General features: G+C 65.0%; 24 protein-coding genes and 1 pseudogene. 11 read left to right on the top strand and 14 right to left on the bottom strand.

The annotated features are described in order from the left end of the window. Positions 1-86: 86 nt before the first annotated feature. The 5 genes from AYJ57_RS13085 to AYJ57_RS13065 all read left to right on the top strand — a co-directional run bounded on the left by AYJ57_RS13085 (position 87) and on the right by AYJ57_RS13065 (position 4060). Positions 87-425, top strand: a complete 339-nt coding sequence (locus AYJ57_RS13085) for a P-II family nitrogen regulator (protein WP_066106028.1) — start codon at positions 87-89, stop codon at positions 423-425. A gap of 99 nt (positions 426-524) precedes the next feature. Then, complete coding sequence (gene glnA, locus AYJ57_RS13080) at positions 525-1931, top strand: type I glutamate--ammonia ligase (protein WP_066106025.1); 1407 nt, start codon at positions 525-527, stop codon at positions 1929-1931. 140 nt (positions 1932-2071) lie between these two features. Beyond that, positions 2072-2287: a hypothetical protein gene (locus AYJ57_RS13075; protein WP_066106022.1), complete on the top strand. Its 216-nt coding sequence runs from the start codon at positions 2072-2074 to the stop codon at positions 2285-2287. 181 nt (positions 2288-2468) lie between these two features. Further along, positions 2469-3275, top strand: a complete 807-nt coding sequence (locus tag AYJ57_RS13070) for a lytic murein transglycosylase (RefSeq protein WP_066106019.1) — start codon at positions 2469-2471, stop codon at positions 3273-3275. 131 nt (positions 3276-3406) lie between these two features. Beyond that, positions 3407-4060, top strand: coding sequence for a hypothetical protein (locus AYJ57_RS13065; RefSeq protein WP_066106016.1), 654 nt, complete (start codon positions 3407-3409; stop codon positions 4058-4060). Positions 4061-4073: 13 nt separating this feature from the next. Here the strand turns inward: AYJ57_RS13065 and AYJ57_RS13060 are convergent, their stop codons facing one another. The 12 genes from AYJ57_RS13060 to yajC all read right to left on the bottom strand — a co-directional run bounded on the left by AYJ57_RS13060 (position 4074) and on the right by yajC (position 12986). Beyond that, a complete protein-coding gene (locus tag AYJ57_RS13060; RefSeq protein WP_066106013.1) occupies positions 4074-4805 on the bottom strand; it encodes a heme-dependent oxidative N-demethylase family protein in 732 nt (243 codons plus the stop codon). Positions 4806-4810: 5 nt separating this feature from the next. After that, positions 4811-5350, bottom strand: coding sequence for an NUDIX hydrolase (locus tag AYJ57_RS13055; protein ID WP_066106010.1), 540 nt, complete (start codon positions 5348-5350; stop codon positions 4811-4813). An 85-nt stretch (positions 5351-5435) separates the two neighbouring features. Further along, complete coding sequence (locus AYJ57_RS13050; RefSeq protein WP_066106007.1) at positions 5436-6041, bottom strand: biotin transporter BioY; 606 nt, start codon at positions 6039-6041, stop codon at positions 5436-5438. A gap of 331 nt (positions 6042-6372) precedes the next feature. Further along, the gene (locus AYJ57_RS13045) at positions 6373-6924 is read right to left on the bottom strand and encodes a DsbE family thiol:disulfide interchange protein (protein WP_066106004.1); all 552 of its coding nucleotides are present in this window, start codon (positions 6922-6924) and stop codon (positions 6373-6375) included. After that, a complete protein-coding gene (ccmD, locus tag AYJ57_RS13040) occupies positions 6917-7075 on the bottom strand; it encodes a heme exporter protein CcmD (RefSeq protein ID WP_193789490.1) in 159 nt (52 codons plus the stop codon). Before ccmD ends, AYJ57_RS13045 begins: the two co-directional genes overlap by 8 nt. Further along, entirely contained in the window at positions 7072-7800 is a 729-nt protein-coding gene (locus AYJ57_RS13035) for a heme ABC transporter permease (RefSeq protein WP_066106001.1), read from the bottom strand. Before AYJ57_RS13035 ends, ccmD begins: the two co-directional genes overlap by 4 nt. 86 nt (positions 7801-7886) lie before the next feature. Beyond that, entirely contained in the window at positions 7887-8543 is a 657-nt protein-coding gene (gene ccmB / locus AYJ57_RS13030) for a heme exporter protein CcmB (RefSeq protein WP_066105998.1), read from the bottom strand. Continuing rightward, complete coding sequence (gene ccmA / locus AYJ57_RS13025) at positions 8540-9154, bottom strand: heme ABC exporter ATP-binding protein CcmA (RefSeq protein WP_066107082.1); 615 nt, start codon at positions 9152-9154, stop codon at positions 8540-8542. The genes ccmB and ccmA overlap by 4 nt, the downstream gene beginning before the upstream one ends. Before the next feature lie 135 nt (positions 9155-9289). Then, positions 9290-9643 carry an Mth938-like domain-containing protein gene (locus AYJ57_RS13020; protein ID WP_066105995.1) on the bottom strand — a complete coding sequence of 118 codons (354 nt, stop codon included), beginning with the start codon at positions 9641-9643 and terminating at the stop codon, positions 9290-9292. Positions 9644-10039: 396 nt separating this feature from the next. Continuing rightward, positions 10040-11008 carry a protein translocase subunit SecF gene (gene secF, locus AYJ57_RS13015; protein ID WP_066105990.1) on the bottom strand — a complete coding sequence of 323 codons (969 nt, stop codon included), beginning with the start codon at positions 11006-11008 and terminating at the stop codon, positions 10040-10042. A 3-nt stretch (positions 11009-11011) separates the two neighbouring features. Beyond that, positions 11012-12673 carry a protein translocase subunit SecD gene (secD, locus tag AYJ57_RS13010; protein ID WP_066105989.1) on the bottom strand — a complete coding sequence of 554 codons (1662 nt, stop codon included), beginning with the start codon at positions 12671-12673 and terminating at the stop codon, positions 11012-11014. 25 nt (positions 12674-12698) lie between these two features. Continuing rightward, on the bottom strand, positions 12699-12986 hold the full coding sequence (yajC, locus tag AYJ57_RS13005) for a preprotein translocase subunit YajC (RefSeq protein WP_066105986.1): 288 nt from the start codon (positions 12984-12986) through the stop codon (positions 12699-12701). 1148 nt (positions 12987-14134) lie between these two features. Here yajC and AYJ57_RS26640 point away from each other — a divergent pair. The 5 genes and pseudogenes from AYJ57_RS26640 to AYJ57_RS12980 form a co-directional block, all read left to right on the top strand. Continuing rightward, positions 14135-14251 (top strand): annotated as a pseudogene (locus tag AYJ57_RS26640) (pentapeptide repeat-containing protein); the annotation flags it as partial. A 24-nt stretch (positions 14252-14275) separates the two neighbouring features. Further along, positions 14276-14641, top strand: a complete 366-nt coding sequence (locus tag AYJ57_RS12995) for a pentapeptide repeat-containing protein (protein ID WP_237220155.1) — start codon at positions 14276-14278, stop codon at positions 14639-14641. A 4-nt stretch (positions 14642-14645) separates the two neighbouring features. Then, positions 14646-15323, top strand: a complete 678-nt coding sequence (locus AYJ57_RS12990; protein ID WP_066105977.1) for a trypsin-like serine peptidase — start codon at positions 14646-14648, stop codon at positions 15321-15323. A 50-nt stretch (positions 15324-15373) separates the two neighbouring features. Beyond that, positions 15374-16666, top strand: a complete 1293-nt coding sequence (gene serS, locus AYJ57_RS12985; protein WP_066105975.1) for a serine--tRNA ligase — start codon at positions 15374-15376, stop codon at positions 16664-16666. Between the two features lies 1 nt (position 16667). Further along, positions 16668-17369 carry a hypothetical protein gene (locus tag AYJ57_RS12980; protein WP_066105972.1) on the top strand — a complete coding sequence of 234 codons (702 nt, stop codon included), beginning with the start codon at positions 16668-16670 and terminating at the stop codon, positions 17367-17369. Between the two features lie 162 nt (positions 17370-17531). Here the strand turns inward: AYJ57_RS12980 and AYJ57_RS12975 are convergent, their stop codons facing one another. Continuing rightward, the gene (locus AYJ57_RS12975) at positions 17532-17816 is read right to left on the bottom strand and encodes a hypothetical protein (RefSeq protein WP_066105969.1); all 285 of its coding nucleotides are present in this window, start codon (positions 17814-17816) and stop codon (positions 17532-17534) included. 383 nt (positions 17817-18199) lie between these two features. Here AYJ57_RS12975 and AYJ57_RS12970 point away from each other — a divergent pair, with 383 nt between their 5' ends. Then, entirely contained in the window at positions 18200-18622 is a 423-nt protein-coding gene (locus tag AYJ57_RS12970; RefSeq protein WP_066105966.1) for a DoxX family protein, read from the top strand. 88 nt (positions 18623-18710) lie between these two features. Here AYJ57_RS12970 and der read toward each other — a convergent pair whose 3' ends face one another. After that, entirely contained in the window at positions 18711-20189 is a 1479-nt protein-coding gene (der, locus tag AYJ57_RS12965; protein ID WP_066105963.1) for a ribosome biogenesis GTPase Der, read from the bottom strand. Positions 20190-20329 lie beyond the last annotated feature (140 nt).

Here is a 20329-nt window from a genome sequence, read left to right as displayed (position 1 = left end):
TCCCTGCCACGGCAGCCTATCCGATTGTCGACGCCGATGAGAAGTGTTCTGGCAGGGTCCGACACGGGATCACGAGGAGACAGGCCATGAAGAAGGTCGAGGCGATCATCAAGCCCTTCAAGCTCGACGAGGTAAAGGAAGCCTTGCAAGACGCGGGCATTCAGGGCCTCTCTGTGCTCGAAGTCAAAGGCTTCGGTCGTCAGAAAGGCCACACCGAGCTCTACCGGGGCGCGGAGTATGTGGTTGATTTTCTTCCTAAGGTGAAAATCGAAGTGGTTCTCGACGACGATCAGGTGGATGCCGCAGTCGAGGCGATCATCACGGCCGCCAAGACCGACAAGATCGGCGACGGCAAGATTTTCGTCAGCCCTGTCGAACAGGCAATCCGCATCCGCACCGGCGAATCCGGCTCCGACGCTCTCTGAGCCACGGACCCGAACGACCGCGCTCCGCGCGCCCTTGCGGCGCCGGAGCAGCCAATCACCCGAAAAATTCGGACCCAAGTACAGAAAGGGAAGAAGGGAATGAGCAAGGACGCAGTTCTCAAGCTTATTAAGGATGAGGACGTCGCATACGTCGACATCCGCTTTACCGACCCGCGCGGCAAGCTCCAGCACGTGACCGTCGTCGCCGATCTCGTCGACGAAGATTTCCTCGATGAAGGTTTCATGTTCGACGGCTCGTCCATCGCCGGCTGGAAGTCGATCGAAGCTTCCGACATGAAGCTCATGCCCGACACCGAAAGCGCCTACATCGACCCGTTCTACGCCGAGAAGACGCTCTGCCTGCACTGCTCGGTCGTCGAACCCGACACCGGCGAAGCCTACGACCGCGACCCGCGCGGCACCGCGGCGAAAGCAGAAGCCTACCTGATCTCCTCGGGCATCGGCGACTCGGCGTTCTTCGGCCCGGAAGCTGAATTCTTCCTGTTCGACGACGTGAAATACTCGGTCACCCCGAACAAGATTTCGGCAGAAGTTGATGCGGACCACGCCGCATGGAACACCGACGCTGACTTCGAGATGGGCAACCTGGGCCACCGTCCGACCTACAAAGGCGGCTACTTCCCGGTGAACCCGTCGGACGACGGCCAGGACATCCGCTCCGAGATGCTGTCGACCATGAAGCGCCTCGGCATGAAGGTCGACAAGCACCACCACGAAGTTGCGACCTCGCAGCACGAGCTGGGCCTGATCTTCGGCACGCTGACCAAGCAGGCCGACGAGCTGCAGAAGTACAAATACGTCATCCACAACGTGGCACAGGCCTATGGCCGTTCGGCAACCTTCATGCCGAAGCCGATCAAGGGTGACAACGGCTCGGGCATGCACGTGAACATGTCGATCTGGAAGGACGGCAAGCCGCTCTTCGCAGGCGACAAATACGCGGACCTGTCGCAGGAAGCGCTGTACTTCATCGGCGGCATCCTGAAGCACGCGAAGGCCCTGAACGCCTTCACCAACCCGGCGACCAACTCCTACAAGCGTCTGGTTCCGGGCTTCGAAGCCCCCGTTCTGCGCGCCTACTCGGCCCGCAACCGCTCGGGCTGCGTCCGTATTCCGTGGACCGAATCGCCGAAGGCAAAGCGTGTGGAAGCTCGCTTCCCCGACCCCGCGGCAAACCCCTACCTGTGCTTCTCGGCGCTCCTGATGGCCGGCCTCGACGGCATCAAGAACAAGATCGATCCGGGCGAAGCCATGGACAAGAACCTCTACGACCTTCCGCCGGAAGAGCTCGCAGAGATCCCGACCGTCTGTGGCTCGCTGCGTGAAGCGCTCACCGAGCTGGAAGCCGACATGGACTTCCTGCTGGCAGGCGACGTGTTCACCAAGAGCCAGGTCGAAGGCTACATCGCTCTGAAGATGGAAGAGCTGGAAGCCTACGAAATGACCCCGCACCCCGTGGAATTCGCGCTGTACTACAGCTGCTGATCCCGCACCGCGGAGACTTCGGAAAAGGCGCCCTTCGGGGCGCCTTTTTCATGCCGTGATCCTGCCCTGTAAAATCCAGATTGCTCCTTGAGGCTCGCCCGTGAGGGAATTTCGACCTCACGCCTCAGAGGAATTTCAGAATGAACGAAAATTTCACCGACCGCTTCGACAGCTTCGCGAGCCACGGCGACGCGCAGCCGCTTTCGACCCTGTCCGGCAGCTTTGCTGACGCCGAGACGCCGCGGGAACGCCGCCGACGGCTGCAGCGCAACACAATGCTTGGCCTTGCTATCGCAGCCCTGCTCGTTCTGGTGGTGATGATCATCACCCGCGCCATGGAAATCGCCTCGATCTGAGCCCCGCGCCGCCGCCGCACTGGTCCGGACTGGGCCGCATGGGTCCGATCGTGCGCCGTGTCTCCCGTACCGTGAAGCAGCGGAGACCCGCCGCGCAGCACCTGCGGCCGTCTCTTCCCTTTCCGAACCCCCGACGGCGAACTACCTATTTCAACCAAAGACGTTTGTTCGGAGTCCCAAGATGCGCCGCACCTTTCTGAAGTTTCTCGCAGCCGCCACGCTGTCCCTGTCCGCCGGATCCGCCATCGCGGCCACTTGCGGCAATTCCGCCGCCGGGTTTGACGCGTGGAAACGCGAGTTCGCCGCCGAGGCGCAACGCGCCGGTGTCGGCCAGCGCGGCATCGACGCGCTGATGAGCGCCCCCTATTCCAGCTACACCATCAAGGTCGACCGCAGCCAGAAGGGCGTGAAATACCCGCTCGACGAGTTCATCCGCATCCGCCTCGGCTCGCTTGACGGTTTCGCCGCGCAGGTGCGCAAGCGGCGCGACCAGAACCCGCAGTTCTTCCGCTCGCTCGAGCAGCGCTACGGCGTGCCCGCCGGGATCCTTCTGGCGATCCACGGGATGGAAACCGGCTTTGGCCGCACCATGGGCAATGTGCCGGTGGTTTCCTCGATCACCACGGTCGCCTATGACTGCCGCCGCTCGTCCTTCTTCACCCCGCATGCCATCGCGGCGCTGCAGATGGTGGATCGCGGAATGCTTTCGCCGAGCCAGCAAGGCGCCGCCCATGGCGAGCTTGGCCACACCCAGTTCCTGCCCGGCAACGCGCTGCGCTACGGCGTCGATGGCAATGGCGATGGCCGCGTCGATTTCTACAACCAATTCGACGCGCTGGCCTCGACCGCCAATTTCCTGCGCCAGAAAGGCTGGCAGCCGGGTCAGCCGTTCAGCGAAGGCACCGCCAATTTCCGCGTCCTGAACGAGTGGAATGCCGCGACGGTCTACCAGCAGGCGATCTCGCTCGTGGCGCAAAGAGTCGGCTGATTTACATTTCTGCAAATGCGGGATGGGCAAGGCTGTGAGCAGTTGCCCATCCCTGGGCAATTTCCCGCCCAAGTTTCTCCCCATTTGCCGCGCAAATTTTCCGTCAAAGGCGTTCCAGAAGGAAAACGACAATGACGGGCAAAGCCCCCTACGCAGCTCTTCACCTGCCGCTCGATGCTGGCAAACCCGATCTGTTCGAACTGCTCAAGGCAGCAGGCAAAGCACTTCTCCAGCATGACAATGGCTCTGGCCGCCCGCTGCGAATCTCGCGTCGGCGCCTCGCGCTGATGGGCGACCGTCTGGGCCTGTGCCTGAGCCAGTTTGAACCGCGCGGCGGTCGGGGCAGACGTCTGGTCGTACGGGTGCTCAGCCGCGACGGCGGCATTGCTCAGGGCGCCCGCGCCATTGCCCTGCTGCTCGAAGCCGTGCGCACACTTTCGGCGCTCAGCGGCGCCACCGAGATCGAATGGCTCTCGCCCGGCACAAAGCTCACCCCCGAAGCGCTGCCCGCGCAATCGCAGCGTGAACTGCGCAAACGCTTCACCGCGCTCGATAGCGCCGAAGAGCGCGCATTGACCGAAAGCATCCGCACCGCCATGGACCGCCACGCCAGCGCAGGCTCCAGCTTGGCGGCCAGCGCTCCGCAGCCGGAGACCCTCGCCGCGCCCAAGCCGGTGAACGGATGGGTGACCACAGGCGCGATGGCCCTGCTGAGCTTTCCCGCCGCGCTGGTGCTCTCCGTGGTGGGCGGCGTCCGCGCCGGCGATCTGCGGACCGCTCCGTAAACAGCCCCGCGTCCTAGAGCGTCTCTGGCCCGCGCCGCACCACATAGGTGTGGATCGAAAACACCACGGCGCGGGTTTCGGGCAGGCGCAAGAGGCATTGCCGTTCTGAGCGCAGGTAAGGCGCCGTCTCCGGCGCGGCCCGGTCGTTGTTGCTGCGCCGGGGCACCGGCTGGTGGAGCAGCGGATCGTCATGGAACAGCCGGTTGACCCGCATCAGCGGCCGCCCCTGCTGAACCCCGTCGAACAAGCGCTGCACGCGCCGCCCGATATTGTCGTCATATTCGGGGATCGGCACATGGATGATGCTGAGCGGACGCGAGATCTTATCCGCCAGCCGCCAGCCCGCTGGAAAGCACAGCACCGCCCCGGTCAGCACGTGCTCGTCGCCGCGCTTTTGCAGCAGGCACAGATCCTCCTGCACCAGAACGCCGAGCGTGCCCATGGGATCGCCCCGGTCGAGCGTCACCACCACCCCGTCGGGACGCGTCACCTGCTCGCCGTCGCGCGTATAGCCGCCCGGCAAATGCGCCAGCACCACCTCCAGCAATTCCTGCGCCGCGGGCATCGCCTCAGGCTCGATGCCCAGCACCGTCTCGCGCACTTCGCGCAGCAGGCGCGCGCGCTCTTCCATCTGCGGCGCGAAAGCGTCATCGACCTGCAGCCAGTCCGCCGGATCGAGCGGGGCGATGCCCGGCAGCGGCTTCATCTGGCTCAGGTCATAGGGAATCTGCGCCTGCAGGATCATCGCGCTCAGTCTCCGCTCTCGGCCCTCCAGAGGGGCAGTTTCTCACGCAGCACACAGACCGAAGGCTGCGGCGCGTAGCGCGGAAGATCGTCCAGCGCCACCCAGCGAAGGTCATGCGATTCCGCGTTGCGCTGCAAGGGGATCGCTGGGTCAGCCTCGAACAGGAAGCGCAGATCGTAATGGAAATGCGCAGGCTCCGAGCGCCGCGCCGGGATCTGATGAATATCGATGTCGAAAAGCGCGCCGGAGAGCTGCCGCGCGGTCAGTCCGGTCTCCTCGAAAATTTCGCGCGCCGCGACCGCCGCGACATCAGGGTCGCCATCGCAATGGCCACCCGGCTGCAGCCAGCGGTTCAGCTTGGCGTGATGGAGGAGCAGCGTGAAGCCGCGGCAGGGCGAGACCACGAAACCCGAGCCGGTGATATGGTCCTGCGCCGGATCGCGCCCATAGGGCTGCGGCACGCGCCGCAGCAGCGCCGCCACGGCGCCGAAGTTCTCGCGATCCCGCGCGTCGCGCAGCGGCATGGTCCAAGGCAGGTCAGTCATCGGGCCCCTCGTGCGACCGATCGGGCAAAAGAAAACGCGGCGCAGATATCTGCGCCGCGTTCTGTCACTTGGCTCGGAGCAAGGCTCAGCCGCGGGCGCGGCCCACCAGCTTCCACAGCGCCGGCAGCAGCAGCGCGGCCAGCGCCAGCTTCACCGCATCGCCGAAGAGGAAGGGCGTCAGGCCCCACTCGAGGATCGGCTTGTCCCAGCCGTAGAGCATGCCGAGCCAGATCAGGCCGGGCACGTAAAGCACGACGTTGCCGAGCAGCATGGCCGCGGCCATCTTCGGGGCGGTGCGGTCCCAGCCGCGGCGCGCCAGCGTGCCGAGCAGAACGGTGGCCATCAGGTAGCCCACGAGGTAGCCGCCGGTGCTGCCCATCATGTACTCGATGCCGTTGAGATCGGCCGAGGAGCTCTGGAACACGTCAAAGCCGAGCATGCCGATGATCATCCAGCCCATCATGGTCACCAGGCCAAGGCGTGCGCCATAGGCCGCGCCCACGGTGAGCACGGCGAAAGTGCCCATGCTGATGGCCACCGGCGAGCCCGGCACCGGCACTTTGATCTTCGCGGCGATCGCCAGAAGCGCGATACCGGCGATGACCAGCGCGGCCTGCTTGGCGCGCAGCGCAAGGCCTTCACGGGCGCCGAAAGTGTCCACCAGAACGGACCGGTTCATTGCGAGATTCATCGGGTGCGTCCCCTCTTCCTGTCAAAAGACTTTCATGCGTTGTGCCCCATGCGCCGCCGCCTCGCAAGCCTTCATCCGAACCGTCGGCGCCCGGGTTGTTAGGCGCCGCCCCCGGGTGTCATCGTTCTGCAAATACGCAAATCCGCGCCCTGCCCGCATCAGCCTGCGCGTGGCATGGGCCGGACGCCTCCGGCGGGCGTATTTGCGGAACAATGAAAGCACCCGTTGGACCGAGACTTGCAAAGCTGCAAATCCAGCTCTGCTAAGCGCCGCAGGCGCGCTTTCATCTTTCCCCAAATACTCAATGCCCGGCGTTTCCGCCTGCGCGCGCTCAGGGCTCGAGATCGCGGCCCAAAGCCTGCTCCAGCGCGGGCAGGAAATCTTCGGTGTAGAGCGTGCCGGCGAGCGGGCCGACGTGCTTGTGCAGCACCGTGCCGTCGCCGCCCAGGATGAAGGTTTCGGGCGGGCCGGTGACGCCCCATTCGATGGCGGCGCGGCCCTGCGGGTCGAAGGGCACGCCGATGAAGGGCGAGCCGTCCTCGGTGAGATAGCCCGAGGCGGCGCCGGTCTTGTCTTTGTAGTTCACCCCGACGATGCGGACGCCCTGCTCGGCCAGATGCAGCAGCACCGGATGTTCGGCGCGGCACGGCGGGCACCAGCTGGCCCAGAAGTTCACCACCGTCACCTCGCCCGAGCGCAGCGCCGCATCGGCCACTTCGGGGAAGCCTTCGAGCGTCTGCGTGGGCAGCGCCGGGGCGCTCTTGCCGATGAAGGTCGAGGGCAGCGTGTTAGGATCGCCGCGCTGCATGCCGAAATAGGCCATCACCGCGAAGGCGGCAAAGATCACCGGCGGGATCACCATCAGCGGCGAGATCTTAGCCATGCCGTTTCACCCGATCTTCGATTTTCTGCAGCTCGGCGCGCACCTTGCGCGCGCGGGCGATGCTCAGCGCCACGACCACGATGATCAGCCCGAGGCTGACACCATAGGACGCCAGAACCGCGAAGGCGTATTTTCCCAGATCGGGCATCATGTGCGCCCCTCCCGCGCCAGCAGCGCGCGCGACCGGCGGGCGCGAATTTCCGTCTGGGTGCGCAGGAAGACCAATGCCACGAAGAGCAGCACGAAGCCCGCGATGCAGACCAGCAGCGGATACCAGAAGACATCGGCCACGTTCTCTTCCTTGTCCATGGACAGCGAGGCGCCCTGATGCAGCCCTTGGTTCCAGAACAGCACCGCATAGCGCGACAGCAGCGCGAAGACCGAGCCCACGAGGCAGAGGATCGACGTGAGATCGGCGGCGGTGTCGTCATTCTCGATCGCCGACCACAGCGCCATATAGCCGAGGTAGAAGAGGAACAGGATCAGGAAGGAGGTCAGACGCGGATCCCACGCCCACCATGTGCCCCACATCGGCTGCCCCCAGAGCGCGCCGGTGGCCAGCGCGATCACCGTGAACACCGCGCCCACAGGGGCGGCGGCGCGGGCCGCTAGCGCCGAGACGTGGTGGCGCCGGATGATCCAGATCAGCGAGGCGACCAGCATCATGATCCACGCGTTGATCGCCATCAGCGCCGAGGGCACATGCAGGTAGATGATCTTCACCGTCGAGCCCTGCCGGTAATCGTCGGGCGTGAAGAAATAGCCCCAGACCAGCCCCCCCGCGAGGCAGAGCACCGCCCCGGCCGACACCCATGGCAGGATGCGGTCCGTGGTGCGGATGAATTTTACCGGATTGGCGTATTCCCAGATCGACATGGGCCTCCCCTAGCGCAGCTCACGCCCCGTTACACTTCAAATATTCGGCAAGCGCAATCTCTGGCACCCGCCCCGGCTGTGGCGCGTCAGCGCAGATTGATCCGCAGCACCGCCGCGCTGGCGAAGGGCAGCAAGGCCAGCGTGCCAAAGCTGATCCCCGCGAGCATCAGCAGTGGCGTCTGCACCGCCAGTCCCTCGGCCCCGCGCCGCGCCACTTCGGCGCCAAAGATCAGCGTCGGCACATAGAGCGGCAACACGAGGATCGACAGCAGCAGCCCGCCACGCTTCAGCCCCACGGTCAGCGCCGCCCCGAAGGTGCCGATGACCGACAGCGCCGGTGTGCCGAGCGCCAGCGAGACCAGCACCCACAGGTAGCCCGAGGGCGGCAGGCTCAGCAGCACGCCAAGCGCGGGCGCGGCAAGCACCAGCGGCAGGCCGGTGGTGATCCAATGCGCCAGTGCCTTGATGGTGACGATCCCCTCCATCGGCAGCGGCGCGGTGGCCAGCAGGTCAAGCGAGCCATCCTCCCAGTCGAGCGCGAAGATCCGGTCGAGCGACAGCAGGCAGGCCAGCAGCGCGCCGATCCACAGCACGCCGGGCGCGATGCGCGACAACAGCCCGGTCTCCGGACCGACGCCGAAGGGAATGAGCACGGTGACGATCAGGAAAAACGCAAGGCCGAGGCCAAAGCCGCCCCCTGCCCGCACCGCCAGCCGCAGGTCCCGTAGAAGTAGCGCGATCACAGGAAGGCCTCGTCCTCTATGGAGACGCGCGGCGCCGCCTTGAACGGGGTGACGTCGAGGATCTCTGCCTCGTCCAGCCCCAGATCGATATGCGTGGCCATCAGCGCCGAGCCGCCGCCCGCCAGATGGCCGCGCACCGCCTCGGCGAAGCGCGCCACCGAGACGGCATCAAGCGACACGGTGGGCTCGTCCAGCACCCAGACCGGACGGCCGGTGACCATCAGCCGCGCGAGGCCCAAGCGGCGCTTCTGCCCTGCCGAGAGCGTGCCCGCGGGCCGGTCTTCCAGCCCGCGCAGGTCAAAGGCGTCGAGCGCTGCTTCAATGTCGGATTGCGCAAAGACCTGCGCCCAGAAGCGCAGGTTCTCAGCCGCCGTCAGCATGGATTTGAGACCGTCGGAATGGGCGGCATAGGCGATGCGCTCGCCCGCGCCTTCGATCGTGCCGCTGAACGCGGGCTGCAGCCCCGCGATGCTGCGCAGAAGCGTTGTCTTGCCCGAACCATTTGGCCCGCGCAAAACCAAGGCACGTCCGGGGGCGAGCGTGAAGCTCAGCCCCTCCAGCACCGGCACTCCTCCCCGGGCCACGGCCAGATCGCGAACAGATAGGTCCATGCTTTCGCTTACCTCAGTGATGAGGTTCGGGAAAGCGCGAAAGCCGCGCCGCGACAAGCTGTTGCAGGAAAATGGCTGGTCCGGTCTGATCATCCTTAGGGGATGACGCCACGGACTGGCTGGGATGGGTCGTCGTCAGACGGGCAGCGCGGCCAGCGCAACCCGGCGCCCCTCACCCAGCAGCACGTTGTAGGTGCGGCAGGCAGAGGGAGAGTTCATCACTTCGACGCCGACACCGGCCTCTTCGAGCCGGGCCGAAAGCGCCTTGGGCAGCAGGGCGATATCGCCGCCGGTGCCGACAAAGATCACGTCGACCTCGCCCGCGAGCGCGACCAACGTTTCTTCGTCCGACAGCCCCGCCCAGGATTTCATGCCCTGCGGCGAGATGCAGACGCCCCCATCGACCGGCCGACCGCCGATACGAAAGAAGCCCGGGCCATAACCCTCGACAGGCATGGCATCGCTAAAGTTGATTTCGTTCATCCGCATGGTTCTTCCCCTAGTCCCACACAGGCGATCCGACGCGGACCGCACTTCCATGAACGCGCAGGCCAAGACGCGGTACACCCCTCCCACGTCAACATACGACGCCTGGCCTAGCCGCGTGGCCGCACTTTATGACACATCGGTGAAGAATCAAATGAATTTTGCCGCACAGCAGCATCGGCGCCCTCGCCGGAGAGGCGGGCGCCCTTGTGTATGGAGTTTGACACTAGCGCGCCTATGCCAAGGACCCAATGCGCTAACCTAAAGTCTAGGCCCGCAACACTGCGTTTCCCTGAGCGTTGCACAATGAGTGATCATCTCCGGGGCATCCCCCGGCGACCAAACGAAAAAAGGGGCCGACGATGCGGCCCCTTCCATACCAGAATGGAACTTTGCGCCTCAGACGCTGGTCCCGGATTTCTTGGCTTCGACCTCGGCCTCGGGCTTTGACCAGTCGCGCTTGACGCCAAACCACAGCAGCAGCGCCGAAGCGATGAACACCGACGAATAGGTGCCGACGAAGACGCCCCAGATCATCGCGAAGACGAATCCGCGGATCACGTCACCGCCCAGAGCAAACAGCGCGAAGAGCGCCAGCAGCGTGGTGAAGGAGGTCATGAAGGTCCGGCTGAGCGTCTCGTTGATCGACAGGTTCAGCACGTCCTTGAGCTCGGTCTTCTTGTATTTGATCAGGTTCTCGCGGACCCGGTCAAAGACCACCACCGTATCGTTGAGCGAGTAGCCGACGATGGTCAACAGCGCCGCGATGGTGGTGAGGTCGAACTTGATCTGCAGTTCCGAGAAGACGCCGATCGTCAGGATCACATCGTGCACCAGCGCCAGCACGGCCCCGGCGGCGAACTGCCATTCGAACCGCAGCCAGATGTAGATCAGCACCGCGCCGATCGCCAGAGCCACGGCCTCGACCGCGGTCCAGATCAGCTCGCCCGAAACCTTCGGGCCAACGGATTCCACCGAGACGAACTTGATGTCCGGCGCGACCTCCTGCAGCGCCGCCTCGACGGTGGCGATGGTTTCCGGGGTCACCGACTCCACATCGTTCTGCGCCTGAATGCGCACCATGGCGACGTTCTGATCCGGCCCGAAGGAGGGATCGAACACCTCGGAGATCACCACATCCCCCAGCCCCAGCGCGCCGAGCGCGTCACGGTAAGCGCCGACGTCGACGGCCTCCGTGCTTTGGGTCCGGATGGTGGTGCCGCCGCGGAAGTCGATGCCGTAGTTCAGGCCGCGGATGCCGAAGCTGGCCAGCGCGAGCACGAGCAGAACGCCCGAAATGCCCAGCCACAGCTTCCAGTGCTTGAAGAAGTCAAAGCTCGTATTGTCGGGAATGACGCGAAGACGCATGGCTCAGACCTCGATGGTTTTGGGACGGCGACGTTCGAACCACATCGCGATCAGCAGCCGGGTGACATAGATCGCGGTGAAGACCGAGGTGACGATGCCGAGGCCAAGGGTGATGGCGAAACCGCGCACCGGACCCGAGCCCATGACATAGAGGATGATCGCCGTGATGATGGTGGTGATATTGGCGTCGACGATGGCCGAAAGCGCCTTTTCATAGCCAAGCTCGATGGCACGGGCCGGGCCACGCGCGGTCTTCAGTTCCTCGCGGATACGCTCGAAGATCAGCACGTTGGCGTCCACCGCCATACCCACGGTCAGCACGATGCCGGCGATGCCGGGCAGCGTCAGCGTGGCGCCGATGGTCGACAGCAGGCCGAAGATCAGGCCGATGTTGATGATCAGCGCGACGTTGGCGAAGAGACCAAACAGACCGTAGCTGGCCCACATGAAGCCAAGCACCGCGACAAAGGCGACACCGGTGGCGAGCTTGCCCGCGTCGATGCTGTCCTGTCCCAGTTCCGGCCCGATGGTCCGCTCTTCGAGGAAGTCGAGCCCCGCAGGCAGCGCACCGGCGCGCAGCAGCACGGCGAGATTGGTGGATTCCTCGACGCTGAAGTTGCCGGTGATGATGCCCGAGCCGCCGGGAATGTGGCTCTGGATCACCGGGGCCGAGATCACCTCGTCGTCGAGCACGATGGCGAAGGGCGAGCCGATGTTCTCGGCGGTGTAATCGCCGAACTTACGCGCGCCGCCGGGGTTAAAGCGGAAGGTCACCGCCGGACGGCCGTTCTGGTCAAAGCTGGGCTGGCTGTCGGTCAGTTCCTCGCCGGTGACGACGGGGGCCTGCTCGAGCACATAATAGACGCCCTCTTCATCCATCGACGGCAGCAGCTCGTTGCCGACGCCGGGGGTGGTGTCGGCATTGGTGGTGCGGCTGACGACCGGCTGGAAGGTCAGCTGCGCGGTGGTGCCGATGATGTCCTTGAGCTCTGCAGCCGAGCCGACGCCCGGCACCTGGATCAAGATGCGGTCGTTGCCCTGACGCTGGATTGTCGGCTCACGCGTGCCAACCTCGTCGATACGGCGGCGGATGATCTCCAGCGACTGCTGCATGGTGCGCTCGTCGGTGGCCTGTTTCTCGGCCTCCGAAAGCGTCACCACGATCTCATCGCCATCGCCGGCGACCTGCAGGTCGTTGGCGCCCGCGCCGGTGAGCGAGGTCACGGGGCGTGCAAGGCCGCGCACCAGCTCCAGCGCGCGGGCCATGCCGTCGGGGTTGGAGATGCGCACGCGCAGCTCGCCGGGCTGAGAGGGCTGCAGGCGGATGGTGCCGACGGTGCTGCGCTCGGGGCGCAGGATGTCGCGCACGTCCGGCCAGAGGGTTTCGAGCCGCGAGGCATAGACCTCATCCAGCTTGACCTCGGCCAGCAGGTGAGCGCCGCCGCGCAGGTCGAGACCGAGGTTCACCAGCCCCGAGGGCAGCCAGTTCGGCCAGCTGGCCGCGGCCTCTTCACGCTCGGGCGTTGCACCGGATTTCTCGATCGCGGCAACCGCGTCGTTGTGGGATTCTACCCTGTTATAGAACAGGTTAGGGCTGGCCAAGGCCAGCCCTACGATCACAAGCGCCCAGATTGTCAGGCGTTTCCAAAGATCGATCTGAAGCATTGTCGTGGGCGCTTTCGCGTTGGGATCAGGATTCTGCGGGCTCGGTCTTCGACAGGACCTGAGCGACGGTGCTCTGCACCACGCGGACCTTCACACCCTCGGCGATCTCGACCTCGACTTCGCCGCCTTCCTTGACCTTGGACACCTTGCCGATCAGGCCACCCTGAGTGACGATCTGGTCGCCGCGGCGCAGCGCGTTCACCATCTTCTGGTGCTCTTTGACCTTCTTCTGCTGGGGACGGATCAGCAGGAAGTACATGATACCGAAGATCAGGATCAGGGGAACGAACTGGGCAATTGCGCTGCCATCCATGGGCGGGCTCCTCTTGGTGTATGTTGGGGGACACCCCCCGCAAAATTTGGCCGGAACCTATGTGCGATCCTCCGCCGATGCAAGGCGCGATGGCAGCGGTCACACCGCATGCACAAAGGATGCACGGGCCATGCGCACACGTGTGCGTGATGGACGGTGGGGAATGGGGTGGTTAGGGTCGCCGCGGGACGATGAGGGGATAGGACGCGCAACGTGACGACAATTCCGATTTCGCCGCAGGTTTTCGCGGCTCTGATGGCCACCGTGGCAATACTCTTAGTGGCCGCGTATTTGCCAAAGCAAGTTCGACAAGCGCTGTCACCTGTTGAAGCGTTTCAGAAGCGACTGGGCTACGAGCGCCTCGACAGCGGCCTCTTCCTAGTGCTTGTGCTTTTGGCGGTAGGTGCTGCGGTCGTTTGGCTGGCTCTATTACTGCTTCTTGTCGTCGGGCTGGTCGGGCTGATCCTAGACACCGGCTGGTCCGACATCCCGCCTCTCAATCCGATCACGGACGAAGCCAAGGAAGCGGTCTGGAACTGGCGGTTCAAGCTGGCGCAACTGGCCGCCCTGACCGCCGTGCTGGGTGCGGTCGTCACCCTGCCGATCACGCTCAACCGCCTGCGGCTGACGCGCGCGCAAACTGAGACGGCGAAGGAAGCGCTCTTCAACCAGAAGATTACCGAGGCCGCCGCCGACCTGCACGCGCAGCGGCAGGTGACACTGCCCGAGACCTACAAGAAGCTGAAGGGGGATACGGCGCGAAAGCGGTTCAACGGCTGGGAGGACGATGTGGTCCGGCGCACTGCCGCGATCGACCGGTTGGAGGGGCTGGTGCGGGAACGTCCGGAACGCGAGATCGCCGAACGTGTCGCGCGCATCCTCAGCATGTATGTGCGTGAACTGTCGCGCGAGACCTGGCCCGCGGAGACACCCCCGAAAACAGATGATCCCAAAGAGCTACGTCAGTGGGCAAGGGGCCTGCCGCCGCTGCGTTCCGACATGGAAGCCGCGGTTGTGACGCTGAGCAGGCTGGCGGCGATTGTCGGACTGCCAGCAAGGGACCTGCCATTCGACTTGCAAGAGAGCAATCTGCAGCGGGCCAGATTGTCCGGGCAAGACCTGCAGGGGGCGCACCTCGGCGGGCGGAGATGCAGGGGGCGGACCTCCGCTCGGCGAATATGCAGGGGGCGGACCTCCGCATTGCGAAGATGCAAGGCACGGAACTTAGCGAGGCGGACATGCAAGGCGCGGCACTCATTCTTGCAAAGATGCAGGGAGCGGACCTCAGCATGGCGAAGATAAAGGGCGCGGACCTCCGTTTTGCAAAGATGCAGGGCGCGGACCTCAGCATGGCGAAGATGCAGGGCGCTAACCTTTTTAGGGCGGAGCTCTCGGAAGTGTCAGAGCTCACCGATGCTGCTCTTCGAGGTGCATCGGTGAGCTCTGTCGATGATATCACGATATCACAACTCCTCCCCTTCCGTTACGACATCTTCGCAGACTCCACCGTGCAACTGCCCGAGGGCGTGTCGCGCCCCGAGCACTGGCATCCCTGCAACGCAGACGATCCGGAAAGACTCGACTACGACGGCTTCGAGACCCGCTGGCGCGACTGGCAACGCTCCATCGGCCAGGACCCCGAGAACCCCGAGTAGCCCAATGCGCCTCCTCCTTGCCCTCCTGCTCCTCGCCCTGCCCGCCGCTGCGGCGGACCTTCCGCCCTTGCCGCCCGAGGACCATGCCCAGTGGCAGGCGATCGGGCGGGTCAATACCAAGGGATATAACCGGCGCGGCATGTGTTCGGGAACGCTCGTCGCGCCCGATCTGGTGCTGACCGCCGCCCATTGCGTCGCCGGGGCCGAGGGCGACCCGCTGCGGCCGGAGCGGCTGCATTTCGTCGCAGGCTGGCTGGGCGGGGACTTTGCCGATCACGCCGCCGTCGCCTCCTATGAGGTGCACCCGCAGGCCTATGCGGGCCACCGCATCGACATCGAGCATGACCTTGCCCTCCTCACCCTCGCGCATCCGCTGGAGGTGACGCCGCTGACGCTGGGGGATGCGCCCGCGCCGCCCTTTGCGGTGATCGGCTATCACGATCTGCGGCCCAACCGGCTTTCGGCGCGCTTTGACTGCGGCGGCGCGCTGGACCATGCGCTGCTGCGCCTGTCGTGCCCGGTGCGGCACGGCAATTCCGGCGGCCCGGTACTGACGCAAACCGACGGCATCTGGCGCATCATCGGCGTCGTGAGCGCCACCAATGCGCAAACCAGCCTCGCGGTGCCGGTGGATCGCTGGCTGAGGGATCGCCTTCCGCACGGCGCCCTCTACACTCCCTGAGCGATTCAGGGCATAACCCGCGCGAGTCGCAGACAAAGAGGATTAGACCGATGCATGACATCCGCGCCATTCGCGAAAACCCCGCCGCCTTTGATGCGGCGCTCTCGCGCCGGGGTGTGGAGAATGCCTCGGCCCCCGTGCTGGCGCTGGACGAAGAGCGCCGCGCCGCGATCCACGCCGCCGAAACCGCGCAGGCGGCGCAGAAGGCCGCCTCCAAGGACGTGGGCAAGGCCAAGGCCAGCGGCGATGAAGCCGAGTTCGAGCGGCTGCGCGCGCTGGTCGCCGAGAAGAAGGCCGAGGTCGCCGAGATGCAGGCCAAGGCCAAGGATCTCGACGCGCAGTTGACCGACATGCTGATGGGCATCCCCAACCTGCCCTATGACGACACGCCCGATGGTGCCGACGAAGACGACAACGTCGAGATCCGCCGCTGGGGTGAGCCGAGGGCGCTTGGCTTCGAAGCCAAGGAGCATTTCGACCTGCCCGCCGTGATCCCCGGCATGGACTTCGAGACCGCCGCCAAACTCAGCGGCTCGCGCTTTGTGGTGCTTTCGGGCGCCGTGGCGCGTGTGCACCGGGCGCTGGCGCAGTTTATGCTCGACACCCACATCGAGGAGAACGGGCTCTCTGAGACCTGGACCCCAGTGCTGGTGCGCGATGAGATGATGTATGGCACCGGCCAGCTGCCGAAGTTCGGCGAGGACAGCTATCAGACCCGCGAGGGCTGGTGGCTGGTGCCCACCGCCGAGGTGACGCTGACCAATATCGTCAACGGGCTGACGGTGGACGAAGGCTATCTGCCGCGCCGCTATGTGGCGCACACCCAATGCTTCCGCTCCGAGGCGGGCTCGGCGGGCCGCGACACTGCGGGCATGCTGCGCCAGCACCAGTTCGAGAAGGTCGAGATGGTCTCGGTGACGCACCCGGACAACAGCCGCGAAGAGCACGATCGCATGACCAAATGCGCCGAGGGCATCCTTGAAAAGCTCGGCCTGCCCTATCGCACCGTGGTTCTGTGCACCGGCGACATCGGCTTTGGCGCGCGCCGCACGCATGACATTGAGGTCTGGCTGCCCGGTCAGAACCAATACCGTGAGATCAGCTCGGTCTCGACCTGCGGCGATTTCCAAGCCCGCCGGATGAACGCGCGCTTCAAGCCCGCCGATGGCGGCAAGCCCGAGTTCCTGCACACGCTGAACGGCTCGGGCCTCGCCGTCGGGCGCTGCCTGATCGCGGTGCTGGAGAACGGCCAGCAAGAGGACGGCTCGGTGGACCTGCCCGAGGCGCTGCACCCGTGGCTGCGCGGCAAGACCCGCATCGCCGCCGACGGCACGTTGGTCTAAGATGATCTGGGTCCGGCCGCTTCTGCTGTTCCTCGCGGCGGTCGCCTTCGCGGCCTCGCCGCTGGTGTTTCCCGGGTTCAACGGGTTCGCGCCGGACGCCTTTCCCGTGCCGCAGATCGACCCGCCGGTGCAACCGGCGGGCTATGCCTTCGCGATCTGGGGGCTGATCTATCTGTGGCTGATCGCGGGCACCGGCTTTGGCCTCTTCCGCCGCTCGGATGATTTCGACTGGATGGATCACCGCGATCCGCTGCTGGTCAGCCTCGCGGTGGGCATCTTCTGGCTGCCGGTGGCGCAGGTCTCGCCGATCGCCGCCACCGCGATGATCTGGGTGATGCTGGTCACCGCGTTGCTGGCCCTGTTCCGCGCCGGTGACATGGATCGCTGGTGGCAAATCGCGCCCATCGCGATCTATGCAGGCTGGCTCTCTGCGGCCTCCTGTGTCTCGGTCGGGCTGCTGCTGTCGGGTTACGGGCTGCTGCCGCAGACCCCGGCGGCGCTGCTGGCACTGGCACTGGCGCTGGCGCTCTCGGTGACCATCCAATACCGGCTGCACCGCGCGCCGCTCTACGGCATCACGGTGATCTGGGCGCTGGTGGCGGTGATCGTCGCCAATACCAGCCCGTTCAACATCGCCGTTGCCGGACTGGCCGCCGCAGGCATCGTGGCCATCCTCGCGCTGCGCGGAACCGACACCGAATAAGCCGGCCGCCTGCCCTTCGCCGACATGAAATCACCCTCACAGGATATCCCGTGAGGGTGTTTTTTATCTGGATGCTGTCGGGGTGTCCTGCGCTCTGGCGGACCCGCCGAATAGCCCCCTCCCTTGCCCGCGCTCGGCTCATTCGAGCCGACTTTGGGCCTGTCAGTCGACCGGGATAATGACGACGGTGGTTCTGATCTCGTAAGGCAGGATTACGATTTCATGCACTTCCGGGTCGTCACCCGAGACCGAGATCTGGGTGGCAGCTTCGCAGATCTTGGCTTCTGCCTCGGTCATGGACCCTGCGTTTTCTTCTGCTGCCATAGCGATTTCATCAGCGATAGCGATGACGAAACCGTCACATTTCACCTGCTTGGTATTTGCCATGGCTGCGCCAGACGCCATCACAAGAACAGCCGCGATTGCGGAAAGATGAGTCAATTTCATTCCAAATACTCCAGATCAATGTGACTCGAAGGTTAACCAGAGCCCTTTAATCTTGCAACCTTCTGTTGCGTAAGGGCGCCAAGCGCACACCTATGCTGCGAGTGCGAAGACGCTCAAAACCGCCTAACTGCACACGCTAAAGGGCCTTTCCGACACGTTCAAAGCCCGGATGGGTTGTCGCACGCAGGCCGCGACTGCGCGGCGGATCCCGCCCGGCATCAAGGTCTGGCATGCATAAAACCCCCAGAAATCGCCTTATATTGAGAATGAAACGGGGATAATATTCCAACAACTTACCACATTATCGCGGCAGTCGCGCGCCGCTATCTCTGCCTCATCAAATGATGCGCCGCCAAACGCGGCCCCGATCTTGGAGAGATACAATGACTAACATCCTGCAATCGCTTGGTTTCGGTTCCACCAACTCGATCCTCACCGCCGCCCTGCTGCTGCGCGTCGCGCTTGGCGCGCTCTTCCTCGCCCACGCTTGGCTGAAGGTCTTCGTCTTCACCCCCACCGGCGCGGCACAATACTTCGCCTCGCTCGGCGTGCCCGGCGTCATGGCCTATGTCACGATCGCCGCCGAGGTCTTGGGCGGTTTTGCGCTCATTGTCGGGTTCCAGACCAGCCTCGTGGCGCTGCTGCTGATCCCGGTACTGCTTGGCGCCGCCATCCTCGCCCACGGTCCGAACGGCTTTTGGTTCACCAATGAAGGCGGCGGCTGGGAATATCCGGCGTTCTGGGCGCTGGCCCTGCTGGTGCAATCGCTGCTCGGCGGCGGCCTGCTGGCCATCACCAAGGGCTGACCCCTTCGCCACCGCAAAACAAAAACGCGAAACAAAAAGCGCCGGAGCCTCCGCTCCGGCGCTTTTCCATGTCCCAAGGGCGCGGCCCTTAGCCCTTCTTTTTGGGCAGCTTGCCGAGGTGCTTTTTCAGCGCACCGGCGTTCTTTTCGCGCTTGCCCTTCCAGGGGTTTTTGTCGCCCTGCCCGCGCAGCGTCAGGCGGATCGGCGTGCCGGGCATGTCAAAGGCCTCGCGCAGCCCGTTCACCAGATAGCGGGTGTAGCTGTCGGGCATATCCTGCGGACGCGAGCACATCACCACGAACCCCGGCGGGCGGGTCTTGGCCTGCGTCATATAGCGCAGCTTGATGCGGCGGCCCTGCGGCGCGGGCGGCGGGTGGCTGGAGACCATGCCTTCGAGCCAGCGGTTGAGCTGGCCGGTCGAGACGCGGCGGTTCCAGGTGGTCCAGGCCTTCATGATCGCCGCGTTCAGACGATCGAGGCCGCGCCCGGTCTTGGCCGAAACGGTGACCAGCGGCGCGCCGCGCAGCTGCGGCAGCAGCCGGTTGAAGGCTTCCTTGAGGTCGCGCAGCTTCTCCTGCTTGTGCTCCTCGACGTCCCATTTGTTGACCGCGATGACCACGGCGCGGCCCTCGCGCTCGGCAAGATCGGCGATGCGCAGATCCTGCTGCTCGAAGGGGATGGCCGCATCGAGCAGAACCACCACCACCTCGGCGAATTTGACCGCGCGCAGACCGTCGGAGACCGAGAGTTTCTCGAGCTTTTCCTGCACCTTTGCGCGCTTGCGCATGCCGGCGGTGTCAAAGATGCGCATGGGCACGCCTTCCCAGTCCATGCGGACCGAGATGGCGTCGCGGGTGATCCCGGCCTCGGGGCCGGTGAGCAGCCGGTCCTCGCCGAGGATCTTGTTGATCAGCGTCGACTTGCCCGCGTTGGGGCGGCCCACCACCGCGATCTGCAGCGGCTTGGTCGCGTTCGGCATCGGCAGCGTGGCCTCGCCGGTCTCCTCGTCGATTTCGTCATCCTCGACATCAAGCTCGACCTCCGGCGCCTCCTCGGCGGCGCGCTCGGCGAAGCCGTCGGCGAGCGGCTGCAGCGCGCTGTAGAGATCGGGCAGGCCCTCGCCGTGCTCGGCGGAAAGCCGGATCGGCTCGCCAAGGCCGAGGCTATAGGCCTCGAGCACACCGGCATCGGCGGCAGAGCCCTCGCCCTTGTTGGCGGCAAGGATCACATGCGCCGAACGCTTGCGCAGGATCTCGGCGAACACCTCATCGGTGGGCGTCACGCCGACGCGGGCGTCGATCATGAACAGGCACACATCGGCCATGTCCACGGCGCGCTCGGTCAGGCGGCGCATGCGGCCCTGAAGGCTCTCGTCGGTGGCTTCTTCCAGACCGGCGGTGTCGATCACGGTAAAGCGCAGATCGCCCAGCTTGCCCTCGCCCTCACGCAGGTCGCGGGTGACACCGGGCTGGTCGTCGACCAGCGCCAGCCGCTTGCCGACAAGCCGGTTGAACAGGGTGGATTTGCCAACGTTGGGGCGGCCGACGATGGCGAGGGAGAATGTCATGGCACGCACCTCTTGCGGATTCAAACCCCGCCTTTAGCGCAAAGCGCGGGCGGGAGAAAGGGATCTCGAACGCGGCCGCCGTAGTTGGGGGGCTCTGCCCCCGGCCGCTGCGCGGCCTCCCCCGGGATATTTCTGCCAAG

Origin of the sequence: Salipiger sp. CCB-MM3 (genome assembly GCF_001687105.1) — a bacterium.
Taxonomy (GTDB): domain Bacteria; phylum Pseudomonadota; class Alphaproteobacteria; order Rhodobacterales; family Rhodobacteraceae; genus Salipiger.
The sequence above is the reverse complement of the archived record's forward strand: the minus strand, read 5'-3'. Positions and strand labels throughout refer to the sequence as shown.